A 13,433-nucleotide genomic window follows, 5' to 3' on the forward strand; every position below is an offset into this window, starting at 1 on the left:
AAGTTTTATAATTATAATACTAAAAAAGAATATGCAAACAGTATACATAGAAACCGTTTGACATTTAAATAATAAGACCGTAAATTACATGTGGTATAATAATAGTCTATGGTTGCTCTGAATACTCCTAAAGTCGATTTTAGTTTTACTGCAAAAGATTTTAATCTTTTGGGAGTAGACAATAAATATTATGCATTAAGTGACTGTTGTGGAAAAAATGGTCTTATTATAATGTTTATATGCAATCACTGTCCTTACGTTCAGTCAATTATTAGCAATCTGGTAAGCGATGTTGATCAATTGAAAAAAGATTATCAGGTAAACACCATTGCAATAATGCCAAATGATGTAAATGAATATCCAGAAGATTCCTTTGAAAATATGATTAATTTTGCCAAGGAAAATAAGTTTATATTTCCATATTTAATTGATAGTACACAGAAAATAGCTAAAGAATACGGGGCTGTTTGCACTCCTGACTTTTTCGGCTTTAATTCCAATTTAAACCTTTGCTATCGTGGACGTTTTAACGACACAAAAAAAGAAAAGGTTCAAAGCTATGAAGTAGGAAGTAGTGACTTATTTCAAGCTATGAAATTTATTGCAGAAACTGGTAATTCTCCAATTGACCAAAAATCAAGTATTGGCTGCTCAATTAAATGGTCTAATTCTACAGGTTAAATATCATGCACAGTGGCTCTCAGCATTTGTTTGATATTATAATTTTGCTTTCTGCTGCTGTGTTTATAGTCATAGCATTTTGGAAAATGAATATTAGTCCAGTGCTTGGTTACTTCGTTGCAGGTGCAGTTATTGGTTCTCACGGATTTAATCTGATACACTCAGCTGAAGCAATGGATAATCTTGCAGAATTTGGTGTAGTTTTTCTATTATTCATTATAGGCCTTGAATTGACATTTGAACGCCTGATCGCTATGCGTATTCATGTATTTGGGTTCGGTTCTCTTCAAGTTATAGTTACCATGGTAGCAATATGGTGCATCGCTCTTGCTTTCGGAGTGAATACGAATATAGCAACAGTTATTGGTGGTGGGCTTGCGCTATCCTCAACAGCAATAGTGTTGCAGGTTCTGCAAGAAAAAGGTTCTCAAGCAAGTCAGGTTGGTAGGTTGTCGATAGCAGTGCTATTAATGCAAGATTTTGCAGTGGTACCATTAATAGTATTGGTACCTTTACTTACTGGCAATTCTGAGCACAGCCTGATAAGCTCATTGGCAGGTTCATTGGTGCAAGCAGCTATTGCATTAGTGCTGATATTTATAACTGGTAGATTATTGCTTAGACCTTTATTTTCGGTTATTGCTAAAATGGAAAGTAATGAGATCTTTATATCAACAACGCTTTTAATAGTATTAGGAGCAGCATTTATTACTGAGCAATTCCATTTATCGTTAGCATTAGGTGCATTTGTTGCTGGATTGTTAGTTGCAGAAACAGAATATAGACACTCAGTAGAACACGCAGTATTGCCATTTAAAGATTTGTTTCTTGGCTTATTTTTCATGACTGTTGGTATGTCCATCAATACCGAACTTTTACTCAATAAGTTACCACTAATTACTTTATTATCGATTATCCTTATCGTTTTAAAAACATCTATTATATATATATTGTGTAGATTTTTTGGGTTTAAGAGTGCACCTGCTATACAAGCTGGGTTACTGCTTTCACAAGGCGGTGAATTTGCGTTTATTTTGTTTCGCTTAGCAGATGAGCTAAATGTGCTACCAAGTGAAATCGCTCAAGTACTTATGATGGTAACTACAGTAACCATGGCTTTCACTCCTCTTTTATCGGGGCTTGGAGATTGGATAGCAAACTCATTTAGCACTGAGAAAACAATATTAGATGATGAAGCTGTTGAAACAGATACACAAGATCTTTATAACCATGTGATAGTTGCTGGATTTGGTAGAGTGGGATATATGGTAACAAAAATGCTTACGGCAGAGCATTTAAGTTACGTTGTTGTAGATATTCAATCGAAAATAGTCAAAGAAGGAAAAAGTGATAGTTTTCCTATATATCTTGGAGATGTTACAAGATGTGAAATTTTAAAATCGGTAGGAATAGAAAGAGCTCAAGCTCTCGTTATTTCAATAAAGAATGAAGTTACTATAAAAAAAGTTGTTTCTTTAGTTGCAGCAAATTTTCCGCATGTAAATATTGTAATACGCTTACCAGATCTGAGTAATGTGGAGGTTTATAGAGATCTAGGAGCTAGTAAAATTATTCCTGAAACATCTGAGATAGGATTGCAGCTAGGTGGAGCTGCACTGAGCCTTAGTGGTATTAGCGAAAGTGGAGTTACGTCTTTAAAAAGTAGATTCAGAAAAGGCAATTACAGTATGTTAAAAGACCTTGGTAGTGATAAAGATGAATAACTACTTCTCTAATTTTATGTACAGAAAGCTTCAAGCTTTATTGAGGTTTTGCCTATAGTAAATTACGCACATAATCAACCAAATTAAGGAAAGTGCAAACCAAGTGATTGCATATTCCAAATGCTTCATTGGCTGTATAGCTACTTTGCTGCCAAAATTGTTCGGCCACAATACACACTTCTCTAGCTTAATACCTAACTCATTGGAAATTTCTTCTGTACTCAGGGTAAACCATGTATTCGAAGCAGTATCGTTCTTGATAAACCAATTTTTACTTTTATTGCTATCGCAATATAAAATTCCATCTGCAACTACTTTTTCAATTTTTACTTTTTTCTCCTTTTTTTCTCCGACTATTCCTTTATTCACCAACATGTAACGTCCAGTGGTGAGCAACATAGGAGACAGCACGTGATAGCCGTGTTGCCCTGCAAAAACATATAGTTCTATGTCACTTAGAATCCCATCAATCTTGACATGCCTATAGTTAAATTTTTCAAGGTCGTTATTGGGCAACAGATGAACAACAGGAAGACTCATATTTTTGATAATATTATTCTTCCAGTTCAATCTGAATACTTGCCATAATCCTAATAAAAAAAGGAGCAAGCAAGGTACAATTAAAATAAATACTATTTTTTTTAACACTCTATATTTGTGTTCTTAAATAGTTTTCAACACCCATTAGTTCAATAAGGTCAATCTGTTTTTCAATCCAATGGAAGTGCTCTTCTTCATTTTTTAACATCTCTTCTAATAACATTACACTAACAAAATCTTTTTCTTTCTCAGCGATAGAAATCGTTTCTTTGATATCCTTAATACCTTTTCCCTCTAATTTCAAATTAGCTTCTAAGATTTTCCGTATTGTGTCTTTTGTAAACTTTCCATCATGCTTTGATATTTCGTTTGTATCCTGAAAATTTGGAACTCCTTTGAATAACAAAATTCTTTCTGCCAACTTGTTTGCATGTTCAAGTTCTTCGTTAAGCTCATTTTTTACCTTTTCTGCAAATCTATTAATTCCATTGTTTTTGAGAATCGCAAAATGCAAAAGATACTGGCGTACAGAAGTTAGCTCATTGGTCAATAATTTGTTCAAATGTTTTACTATCTCTTCATTCATAATCTTCCCTTAGTTCAATTCATCAGCATAATTTATATGATAACGATAGTTATAGCAACTCATTTAATATTTCCTTTGATAACAACCGTATTAAATAGCATGTCGTGGTATGTCTGTTTTTTCTTAGAGAAGCAAGCAACTAGATACCAGCAAAGAGTGAGCAGCACCGTTAATATAGTGAGTAGCACTATTAATATATCGAAAGCGTTTATTAACACGTCCTGTTCTTGGAAAAGCTCGATGAGGATAACTATTATGTTATATAATAGAGAAAGAAAAAACTGAGAAATGCTTCTATCAAATGCTAAACTCAAATCTATTTTAGAACCGTCCAAGCTTATGGTATGTATGTTCATTAATTGCTGACCAGGAGTTGCTTGGGCTTTTGAAGATATAAAATATGTGAAGTAACTGCAATCTATACACATAGATGAAATTAACGGAAAATTCTTTAACAATAGTCTGATTAATAAGTTTGGAATTAATAAAATTGCTCTATCTATCAAATATGCGCAAAAGCGTCTTATTATACTGGCAATCTCTGTAACAGTGGTCATTACCTATCTTCTAAATACTTTATTATAAAATCTGTAAGTTTATCAAAATGTTGAAAACATAACAAATCTTCATAACCGCTTATTGATTGACCGTATATAATAGGTAAACAATTGGCATTTTGTGCACACAGAACATCTGTGATGCTATCACCAACGAAAAACACATTTTCTCTATTTATAGGCAACGTACTCTCTTCTAGTGCAAATAGCAGTGGGGTTGCAGATGGTTTATCTTCTGCAGTATCGCATGACCCAACCACTCTTTCAAAGTAGGAATCTAGTTTAAAATAGGCAACTTCTTTACGTAAATTAGTATTTTTCTTATTACTTACTATTGCTAGATAAATATTGTGGCTTTTCAGTGTCTGCAACATTTTCTCTACTCCTTGATTCAAAGCAATGTTTTGCAATAGTGCATCATCTAAATATTGTTGATATATCTGATTCGCTTTTTTCCACTGATCGCCAAATAAATTGACCATATAGCTCTTTCTCGACTCATGGGAATTTCTATCAGCAGCTTTATTACTATACCCCATTGAGTTTATGGTATGCTTAATAGCATTAAAAATATTATCTTGAGTGTCAACTAAGGTATTATCCCAATCGAATACTACTGCTAATGAGCTATCTTTCATCTCTTATATAATTATACATTTTAACTTAATAAGTAAATAGCATTTTAATGAAAAAGATATAAATAGGACGCCCTTGATAAACACTTTTTACCACAAGTTATGTTAACTGTTTTTTATATAATTAGCTAATATACTGATTATATGATATGTTTTAATAGGTAACAGGTATGGCCCAGACATCTAAAGAAAGTGTTGAAAAAAAGTTTAAAGATGTTTTTGAACGTTCTCCAGGTGCTTTTCCAGAAGGTACCTCATTAGAAAAGAAGGTTAATTATATCGCAAAAGGAACAGAGGCTCTAAAAGCTGTGAAAAGTAAGGAGCTTGAGAACAAAATGAAAAACGTTGCAGAATTGAGTCAGAAATTTGAAAGTCAAAAAGGACGTGCAGATGAAAAAGTACGTCAAGATTTTGAAAGAATTGCTGAGCTTGACCAACAATATAAAGGGAAGGGCATCTTCACAAGTGAAAAAGTTGCAGAGCCAAAAAGTGACAAAAAACTCCAAGACACTCCGAGAAAAACTACAACAGCAGTTAAAGACCTTGAACATAATACACAAAAAAAGACTACTGAAGCTTCTGTGCAAACAGCATCAGAGCACGATTCACAAACCGTTAATCCCTCAGTAAGCAAGAGTTCTGTAAAAGAGAAGCTCAACACTGAGCCGGACAAAAAAGATAACACGCCTCAACCACAAGAAAATCAAAAAGAAGAAGGGTTTTTGAGTCTTCTGAAGCGCTTTGTTAAGAAAATATTAGAAAAATTTTTAGGTGAAGGTGAAAAGGATGTAGAGAATGCTCGTGGCATGAAAGAAGATGCTCAAAGAGATACGTCAAATAACGAAGAGCAACAAAAGAGTAAGCAGCTTGATGAAATTTTAAAGGACAAAAGTGTAAGCGAGGGTTTGAAGCAGGCAACAAAGCTTGAAAACCCGGCAATAACGCCTGTTAATACTCCTAAAGTGAATGAAGTAAACACGGGTCGTGAAAGGTGATCCGCTTTCAAGCTTCATTATACCGCCACGAACCGTCATACCGCTGCGGTATCTCATCCGCTAACAAGTAGCGGGATGACGATTGTCAGGGTGTCATCCCAGTGTCCCTATGATGTTATCCCAGTGCCCTGACTACTTGGATCTAGCAAGCTTTGCTTGCAAATAAGTCTAATACGCGTCGCGTTTTATGCCAAAACACAATTGGAGTTACATGCAAAATAGATCCCAGTGTCAGCTACTCGGATGACAAAAAAAGGAGCACTGGGATGACACCATTTGTTGTATTTAACAAAGTTCGTACTTAGCTTCATGTTAGCTATAAACATTAAGAAATTTACCAAACGAAAAAAAGGCAAAAGAAGCCCCAGCTAATATCTATTTTAGAACATTGGCGTTTTTTAAGTCTTAAACACTGCAATTTAGCTGCTTTTAAATGCAACTCACCTTAGTTTAAATGTTTAAGAAATTTACTAAGCAGAAAAAAAGGCAAAAGAAACCCCGTGTTAGCTAGTTGTCACTCCCTAATCCTGCAAATTGGCGTACTATACTGTCTTAAACGACTTATAAGCGCGTTTCAGCTTGTGTAGGTAAAAACCTAGAAATATTGTGAAGACATAAGGTACACATAGTGCAAAAAATTAAAAATAAGACGCCAACTACGTTGTTTCCTTGCTGTTTAATCTGCACAGATGAAGATAACTGAATACCTTCAGTTTCATGATAAGGGGGCTGGCGGAGTTTGTCAAGGAAGTTTTTTCGTTTCTAACGGTTGTTGCCAAAAACTATGCAAGAAGTCTATTGACAGGTGATTAAATTATAATGTAGCCTATCGCCGTATATCCGGGGGTGGGTTGTTGTGAGGCTTTTTCACTTTTTATTCTTGTTAATGTGTTTTTCTCTGTATTACTATGCGGGTTTTATATTTTCGCCCTGCCCAAAAGCTACGGTTTGCTTTTCACCTGGAGAAGATTGTGCTGTACCGATAATCAACGTAATAGATCAGTCTAAAAAATCTATCTTAGTTCAAGAATATACATTTACTCTTGGAACAGTTGCAAAATCTTTGATTAATGCTAAAGAACGCGGTGTTGATGTTAAAGTCATCTTAGATAAATCGCAACTCTACTCAAAATATAGTGTTATAAATGAATTATTTTCAGGTGGAGTACCAATTTGGATCGATGATAAGCCAAAGATTGCTCATAATAAGATAATGATTGCTGACAATCAAAAAGTCATCACAGGGTCATTTAACCTTAGTAAGACAGCTAAAAAAGGAAATGCTGAAAATTTATTAATTATTACAGATTATCCTGAATTGATTCAGCAGTATGTGAAAAACTGGGAGGCACGAATGTCACAATCTTACAAATACGCTCCCAACTAATCGAGAGCGCTTGCTCAAAATCAGTTTTAAAAACAGCAAGGGAGAGCTTTTTTGATTGATTGGCATAATGATTATGATATAATGAACTAAAAATTTAAGGAATAAAGTAATGGATTATATAAATGATGCTGCCGGTAGCTACACTGCTATTCATGATTTTTTTCAAAACAACAGTGTTGGAGATTACAAAGTTCAATGCAATTATGGTGGGGTGCCGTATGCTACTGATGAGTACGTGCATTCTGGCGATAAATTTTGGAGTAATAATTTCATAGACTCACATTTTGGCAGGGAAATAAAAATGTATCCTCAAAGTGAACTTTTAGCTAAAGAATATGCTGGAAATACGTTGCCAGTTTCAATATCACTAGATAAGGATTTAATAAAAATGAAGGAATGTCAGAAAAAAACGAAATTTGTGGAACTAGAAAGGGAGTCAGGTGATTTAGTGCATGATAAGCAAAAGTATGTAAAGTGTTACACAACAAAGCTATCATATGATGATGTACATATTTACAATAACGATAAAGTTTCAACATTTAGCATAAAATACGACGTGCCAAATGATCCGAAATACAGTTTAAATATAACATTTACAAAGGTTAATGATAATAAACCAGGATTTTGGCAGAAATTTAAAAATATGTTTTAACGTGACCATTCACTGGTTTTTACTCAATCAACCAACAACAGTTAATATCAAATTTTTATAATTAAAAAATATGCTATTTTTTAAAACTTTCATTCTCCTTGACTCTGTCAACTTCACAAAACAACTCTTGGACCAAATGTATCTGGCATAACACCTTTTGGTAACTTGCTACTTCTTTTTTTCCGCATCTCCGACAACAGCCATTGATATTCCACTACATAAGGCTTGATTTTTGGTAAATCAACTTTTTTATGAATAATACTATGCTTCTCCTTAAATTGACCATTTACCCTAAACGCTATTAGCTTCCTTAAAATTTACATTAATGCCTATTTTGCCTAAACTGAAGCGTCTTTTCCAATTTTTTCTAGCATCAACTCAGCAGCTTTTTGTTCAGCAATCTTTTTACTAGAAGCGCATGCAGAAACTTTACCATAATCTTCTATGCAAACTGATATAGTAAATTCAGGATTGTGCGCTGGTCCAGTTTGTTTTACAAGCTCATACTCTGGTAAAGGCAATTTGTTTTTCTGAGTCCACTCTTGCAGTGAGGTTTTAGGATCTTGAGGGGGGTCAAGCATGCCTTTAGCTAGCTTTTCCCAATATTGGATAATAAATTTTTCAACATTTTCAAGCCCGCCATCAATATAAATTGCACCTATTAGTGCTTCAAGCGAGTTTTCTAAATTTTTTAAGTTACATCTCCCTCCATTGCAGCGTTCACTATTATTCATGATGATAAAGCTGCCTAATTTTATTTCTTTAGCAACATTAGCAATGGTGTTGCCACAAACTAAATCCGTCTTTCTTTTTGCCAATGCTCCTTCTTTTTCTTCAGGAAATAGTTTAAACAGTGTGGCAGATACAACCATATTCAAAACACTATCGCCCAAAAACTCTAGTCTTTCGTAGCTTACAATCTGGTTTTTGCTATTCCTTTTATTTACGCTTGGGTGAGTTAGTGCCTCTTCTAATATTGCATAATTTGTAAATTTATAATCAATGATCTTAGATATTGCATCATTCAAACTCTTCATACCAATTATTTAAAAGAAAAGCACTTTCTACCACCTTTATACCAGAGAATTAGTTTTATTTTATTAAAATAATACCACCAACTTCCAAAATTAATGTATACAACCCACCACCTCACTAATGTTACTAAATCCATCTCTCCTTATTAGTTCTGCAAGTTCTAGATTAATTTTGTTTACAACTTGAGGTCCGTGGTATATGAGAGCAGTGTACAACTGCACCAAAGAAGCTCCTGCCTTTATTTTTTTATATGCATCAGCACCACTTGAGATTCCTCCGCACCCTATCAATAATATTTTGCCCTTAGTAAATTTGTACATATCGCCCAATAACTCGGTTGAAAGTTTAAACAGCGGTTTGCCACTCAACCCACCACTCTCATTATGGTGAGAATGCAGATTATCTCTACTTACCGTAGTGTTGCTTACTGTTAATCCGTCAATCTTATATTCCAACGCAAGCTCAGCGATATTTTCTTTCGTTTGCTGATCTACATCTGGTGAGATTTTTAATATTATTGGTATGGATTTAGAATTATCAATTGATTTTCGGGTTAGAGTTACGGATTTCAACAATTCCGATAATTCTTGCTTATTGTGCAGATTGCGTAAATTAGGCGTGTTTGGGGATGAGATGTTCAGCACTATATAATTGCTCTTTCCATATACTATCTTTATTAAGTCAACATAATCGCTGATTTGGTCCTTTGATGTACTGTTTTTTCCTATGTTGATGCCAAAAATGCAGTCATCAAGCTTGGTTTCACCTATTTGTTTAAGAAAATAGTCTATTCCTTTATTGTTAAATCCCAATCTGTTAATTACCCCTTGATCTTTAATTAACCGAAAAATTCTTGGCTTTTTGTTTCCATATTGTGGATTACGAGTTACAGTACCAGTTTCAATAAACCCAAAACCAAATGAGAGCATAGGCCTTATAACTTCTGCATTCTTGTCAAAACCTGCAGCCAGACCTATGGGGCTTCTGAGCTTATTACCAAAAAAATTCACACTCAAAGATTCTGGTAGCTCTATAGGATTCTTATAAGGCATTTTCTTTAATGCCATAATTGCCAAAGAGTGAGCAACTTCGGGCGGTAGTAAAAATAGTAAATTACGTTTGTAAAACACTTTGCTTATTTTTAGTTTATTTTTTACCATGAAACGCTATAAGAGTATAACCATAACTTGAAAAGAAATTGATTTTACTATGGACAAGCTTTCTCTATAGGTTACACACTTAAAGCTACTGTTAACTTTTACAAGATATAGAGAATGAAAGAGGCCGGGACCGGAATTGAACCGGTATAAAAGGATTTGCAGTCCTCCGCATAAGCCATTCTGCCACCCAGCCGTTTTTTATGTGTAGATATCCATTATATCTTTTAGCATAGATAAAGCCTCCTCCCTTTTGCGTTGAAAAGTGTTACGTCCAATGATTGAACCATTACCGCCACCCTGCTTAATTTCTTTCGCTTCATTGTATATGTTATCTACTTCCTTCGATTCACCACCAGAAAAAACTACTATTCTTTTCCCTGCAAAACAAGACCTTTTAACATATTCAATTCTTTTAGATAATGATTCAATATTTTCTGTTTCTATTTTCTCCCTTTCCAAATATTTAGTTGGAAGTTTTACTTTTATTATATTAGCGCCAAGCAAAGCTGCTATGTGTGCAGCATAGGCAATAACATCAACTGCTGTTTCACCTTCTTTGGAAATCCCTTCACCGCGTGGATAAGACCATAGCACTACTGCAAGCCCGTAAGATTTGGCTTCAGCTATGATTCCACGGGCTTCCTCCATCATATCGAAACACTTAGCAGAACCAGGATATATAGTAAATCCGACAGCTAAGCAGCCCAAACGCAGCGCATCTTTCACAGAAGAGGTTATTGCCTGATCAGAGGTTAGATCCTTTGAATGTAAAGAGTTGGAACTATTAAGTTTCAAAATAAGTGGGAGCATTCCAGCATAAGTTGCAGCACCAGCTTCAATCATACCAAGTGGAGCAGCATATGCACTTACTCCCGAATCAACCGCAAGCTGAAAATGATAATGTGGGTCATAAGCATCAGGGTTAACTTCAAAACTTTTAATTGGACCATGCTCAAATCCTTGATCTACTGGCAGAATCACTAACTTGCCAGTGCCGCCAAGCTTTCCATGCATGAGAATACGAGTAAGATTTGCTTTTACCCCAGGGTTTTCACTTTCGTAGTAGCTTAGGACTTGTTTTACTTTATCACTTATCACTATAATTCAAATTGAATTTAAGTTATAGATTGTAACAAAGATGAAGTTCAATACAAGGATTTTAAACTATATCAAAAGCAATTTTATTTTCTACTTTATTCATATAGATTCTTAATTTCTTTCCTTTTATTAATTTACGATTCAGTATTTCTTCCGCTAAGTAACTTTTTATCTCTTTTTCAATAAGTCTCTCTATCGGACGTGCTCCCATTTCCTTACTATAACCTGTTTGTGCAAGATAAGATTTCACTTCATCTTCTACCAAGCAGTTTATGCCTTTTTGCGTCAGCTGCTTTTTCAGTTCCTGAATAAATTTATCTACAATATGCAGAATTATATCCGCATTTAAGTCAGAAAAAGAAATAATCGCATCAAGACGATTACGAAATTCAGGGCTAAAAACCTGTTCTATCGCTTTTTCACTATCACCAGTGTTAAATTTTTTATGCCCAAAGCCAACAAAACTTTTGCTGCGTTCAGCTGCTCCTGCATTAGTTGTCATAATTAAGATTATATTGGAAAAGTTAACTTTACGTCCGTAAGTGTCTGTAACGCAACCATAATCCATAATTTGTAGCAATATATTATAGATATCGCTATGAGCCTTTTCAATTTCATCAAGCAGCACAACACTATATTGATTATTAGATACAGACTCTGTGAGTAATCCACCCTGATCATAACCTACATATCCAGGAGGAGAACCAATCATCCTTGATATCGTATGAGACTCAATATATTCGGACATATCAAAGCGTATAAGATTCATGCCCATGCTTTCTGCTAATTGTTTTGCTAGCTCGGTTTTACCAACACCGGTTGGCCCTGCAAAAAGATAATTTGCTAAAGGCTTATTGTAATTTCTCAACCCAGATTTAGCAATTTTAATAGAATTAACAAGAGATTCTATTGCCTGCTCTTGGCCAAAAATCACCTTCTCTAGATTAGCTTTTAAAGACTTTACTTTCTGCAAATCATCAGATTCAGATCCGCAAGGCACATTTGTAATTCTAGTAATGGTATTCTTAATATCTCTACTATTTACAATTTTACCCCTGTTTCTTAGCAATTTACAATATGCCCCTGCCTCATCAATAACATCAACCGCTTTATCAGGTAATATTCGCCCAGTAATATACTTATGCGAAAGTTCAGCCGCAGACCTAATGGCATTCTTTGTATAATATACTCCATGATACCCTTCATAGTAGTGCTTTATACCATCTAGTATCTTTATCGTTTCGTTAACAGAAGATTCCTTAACATTAATTTTTTGAAACCTCCTCGCTAATGCTTTATCTTTTTCAAAACTATTGCTGTATTCTCTATATGTAGTTGCACCTATACAACGCAGTGTACCTCTTGCAAGCGCAGGTTTGAGTAGGTTACCTGCATCAAGAAAGCTACCACTTGTAGAACCTGCTCCAATGATAGTGTGTATTTCGTCAATAAAAAGGATAGCACCTGGTTTTGCCTCAATCGCTTTTATTATAGATTTTATTCTCTCTTCAAAATCACCTCTATAGCGTGTCCCTGCAAGGAGTGACCCTAAATCCAAAGCATAAATTATACTGGACCTGAGCGCACTTGGAACACTGTTTTCAATGATTTTGAGTACCAAACCCTCAACTATTGTGGTTTTGCCAACACCTGGATCTCCAACATATAAAGGGTTGTTTTTTCTACGCCTCAATAATATTTCTATAGTGCGATTTAATTCATAATCACGACCAATAACATAATCTATTTTTTTGCTTCTTGCATAGTCATTTAAATTTTTACAATAACTTTGTAGAATTTCCTCATCTTTTAGTAGCTCACCTTTATTTACTGTAGTAGGAGCATCATTATTTTTATCAAGTTTTACTTTATGATTAGTGGTGTATTCATCTATATCGTTAGAGTATTTCATGTTAGATATGTGGTAAATCAAATTGGAATCTTTCGCACTTTGTTTCTGCAATAGATCTTCAACGTATAAATCTTGCCCAGACAAAATTTCTACTAGAACACTTGCTCCATTTATTTCTTTTTTCCCCAAGCTATGAGCCCGTATTATTGCTCTGTGTATTATGCATTGAAACATTGAGCTAGGTTTAACTCCACTGATAATCAATTCAGAACTGCTTTGTAAAAACCCTTTTATATTATTATTATAATCATTAGCCTTAATATTGCATCTTGATAGAATGTTATCCATACTGATGATTTCATCGGCTCTGATATTACATCTTGATAAAACGTAATTTACATCCACGTCTTTAGTTAACGCCAGCAATAAATGTTCTACTTTCGCATATTTAAGATTAAAATTAGAAGCAATGAATAGTGCTCTATTCAAACTTGCCTCTAAGTTTTTGGAAATCATCTCCTATTCTCTTTA

14 protein-coding genes and 1 tRNA gene are annotated in these 13,433 nt (G+C 34.5%); 5 read left to right on the forward strand and 10 right to left on the reverse strand.

Translation table 11 applies throughout. The features are described from left to right. The first annotated feature begins 108 nt into the window (after positions 1-108). Positions 109-681 carry a thioredoxin family protein gene (locus tag ABWU74_RS04940; protein WP_010081997.1) on the forward strand — a complete coding sequence of 191 codons (573 nt, stop codon included), beginning with the start codon at positions 109-111 and terminating at the stop codon, positions 679-681. Between the two features lie 5 nt (positions 682-686). After that, positions 687-2,405, forward strand: coding sequence for a monovalent cation:proton antiporter-2 (CPA2) family protein (locus ABWU74_RS04945; protein WP_010963130.1), 1,719 nt, complete (start codon positions 687-689; stop codon positions 2,403-2,405). A gap of 30 nt (positions 2,406-2,435) precedes the next feature. Here the strand turns inward: ABWU74_RS04945 and ABWU74_RS04950 are convergent, their stop codons facing one another. The 4 genes from ABWU74_RS04950 to ABWU74_RS04965 are packed head-to-tail and all read right to left on the reverse strand — an operon-like array spanning position 2,436 to position 4,726. Further along, positions 2,436-3,053 carry an SURF1 family protein gene (locus ABWU74_RS04950; RefSeq protein ID WP_070357010.1) on the reverse strand — a complete coding sequence of 206 codons (618 nt, stop codon included), beginning with the start codon at positions 3,051-3,053 and terminating at the stop codon, positions 2,436-2,438. Between the two features lies 1 nt (position 3,054). Beyond that, complete coding sequence (gene bfr / locus ABWU74_RS04955; RefSeq protein WP_010081932.1) at positions 3,055-3,531, reverse strand: bacterioferritin; 477 nt, start codon at positions 3,529-3,531, stop codon at positions 3,055-3,057. Positions 3,532-3,590: 59 nt separating this feature from the next. Further along, positions 3,591-4,088, reverse strand: a complete 498-nt coding sequence (locus ABWU74_RS04960) for an RDD family protein (RefSeq protein WP_010081931.1) — start codon at positions 4,086-4,088, stop codon at positions 3,591-3,593. Beyond that, positions 4,088-4,726 (reverse strand): HAD family hydrolase, encoded by a 639-nt coding sequence (locus tag ABWU74_RS04965; RefSeq protein ID WP_010081930.1) that lies wholly within the window; start codon positions 4,724-4,726, stop codon positions 4,088-4,090. Before ABWU74_RS04965 ends, ABWU74_RS04960 begins: the two co-directional genes overlap by 1 nt. Before the next feature lie 167 nt (positions 4,727-4,893). Here ABWU74_RS04965 and ABWU74_RS04970 point away from each other — a divergent pair, with 167 nt between their 5' ends. Continuing rightward, positions 4,894-5,718 carry a hypothetical protein gene (locus ABWU74_RS04970; protein ID WP_022626161.1) on the forward strand — a complete coding sequence of 275 codons (825 nt, stop codon included), beginning with the start codon at positions 4,894-4,896 and terminating at the stop codon, positions 5,716-5,718. 185 nt (positions 5,719-5,903) lie between these two features. Here ABWU74_RS04970 and ABWU74_RS04975 read toward each other — a convergent pair whose 3' ends face one another. Beyond that, a complete protein-coding gene (locus tag ABWU74_RS04975) occupies positions 5,904-6,044 on the reverse strand; it encodes a hypothetical protein (RefSeq protein ID WP_153296786.1) in 141 nt (46 codons plus the stop codon). Between the two features lie 530 nt (positions 6,045-6,574). On the opposite strand from ABWU74_RS04975, the gene ABWU74_RS04980 reads away from it, so the two are divergent. Together ABWU74_RS04980 and ABWU74_RS04985 are read left to right on the forward strand one after the other, a co-directional pair. Beyond that, entirely contained in the window at positions 6,575-7,105 is a 531-nt protein-coding gene (locus ABWU74_RS04980; RefSeq protein WP_010963125.1) for a phospholipase D family protein, read from the forward strand. A 109-nt stretch (positions 7,106-7,214) separates the two neighbouring features. After that, the gene (locus ABWU74_RS04985) at positions 7,215-7,757 is read left to right on the forward strand and encodes a hypothetical protein (RefSeq protein WP_209473313.1); all 543 of its coding nucleotides are present in this window, start codon (positions 7,215-7,217) and stop codon (positions 7,755-7,757) included. 338 nt (positions 7,758-8,095) lie between these two features. Here the strand turns inward: ABWU74_RS04985 and rnc are convergent, their stop codons facing one another. From rnc to ABWU74_RS05015, 5 genes are all read right to left on the reverse strand, one after another. Beyond that, positions 8,096-8,794: a ribonuclease III gene (gene rnc / locus ABWU74_RS04995; protein ID WP_006279914.1), complete on the reverse strand. Its 699-nt coding sequence runs from the start codon at positions 8,792-8,794 to the stop codon at positions 8,096-8,098. A gap of 90 nt (positions 8,795-8,884) precedes the next feature. Then, positions 8,885-9,952, reverse strand: coding sequence for a quinone-dependent dihydroorotate dehydrogenase (locus tag ABWU74_RS05000; RefSeq protein ID WP_007548704.1), 1,068 nt, complete (start codon positions 9,950-9,952; stop codon positions 8,885-8,887). 121 nt (positions 9,953-10,073) lie between these two features. Continuing rightward, positions 10,074-10,145 (reverse strand) — tRNA-Cys (locus ABWU74_RS05005). A gap of 5 nt (positions 10,146-10,150) precedes the next feature. After that, a complete protein-coding gene (locus tag ABWU74_RS05010) occupies positions 10,151-11,047 on the reverse strand; it encodes a class I fructose-bisphosphate aldolase (RefSeq protein WP_209473361.1) in 897 nt (298 codons plus the stop codon). 64 nt (positions 11,048-11,111) lie between these two features. Next, entirely contained in the window at positions 11,112-13,418 is a 2,307-nt protein-coding gene (locus ABWU74_RS05015; protein ID WP_070357007.1) for an AAA family ATPase, read from the reverse strand. Positions 13,419-13,433 lie beyond the last annotated feature (15 nt).

The sequence above is a fragment of the Wolbachia endosymbiont (group A) of Paraperithous gnathaulax genome, from assembly GCF_964028485.1.
Taxonomy (GTDB): Bacteria; Pseudomonadota; Alphaproteobacteria; order Rickettsiales; family Anaplasmataceae; genus Wolbachia; species Wolbachia pipientis.

Coding starts and splice junctions, on each gene's coding strand:
- ABWU74_RS04945 (WP_010963130.1), top strand. CDS start 687: ATGCACAGTGGCTCTCAGCATTTGTTTGATATTATAATTTTGCTTTCT.
- ABWU74_RS04970 (WP_022626161.1), top strand. CDS start 4,894: ATGGCCCAGACATCTAAAGAAAGTGTTGAAAAAAAGTTTAAAGATGTT.
- ABWU74_RS04975 (WP_153296786.1), bottom strand. CDS start 6,044: ATGTTTATAGCTAACATGAAGCTAAGTACGAACTTTGTTAAATACAAC.
- ABWU74_RS04960 (WP_010081931.1), bottom strand. CDS start 4,088: ATGACCACTGTTACAGAGATTGCCAGTATAATAAGACGCTTTTGCGCA.
- bfr (WP_010081932.1), bottom strand. CDS start 3,531: ATGAATGAAGAGATAGTAAAACATTTGAACAAATTATTGACCAATGAG.
- ABWU74_RS04940 (WP_010081997.1), top strand. CDS start 109: ATGGTTGCTCTGAATACTCCTAAAGTCGATTTTAGTTTTACTGCAAAA.
- rnc (WP_006279914.1), bottom strand. CDS start 8,794: ATGAAGAGTTTGAATGATGCAATATCTAAGATCATTGATTATAAATTT.
- ABWU74_RS05015 (WP_070357007.1), bottom strand. CDS start 13,418: ATGATTTCCAAAAACTTAGAGGCAAGTTTGAATAGAGCACTATTCATT.
- ABWU74_RS04985 (WP_209473313.1), top strand. CDS start 7,215: ATGGATTATATAAATGATGCTGCCGGTAGCTACACTGCTATTCATGAT.
- ABWU74_RS04965 (WP_010081930.1), bottom strand. CDS start 4,726: ATGAAAGATAGCTCATTAGCAGTAGTATTCGATTGGGATAATACCTTA.
- ABWU74_RS05000 (WP_007548704.1), bottom strand. CDS start 9,952: ATGGTAAAAAATAAACTAAAAATAAGCAAAGTGTTTTACAAACGTAAT.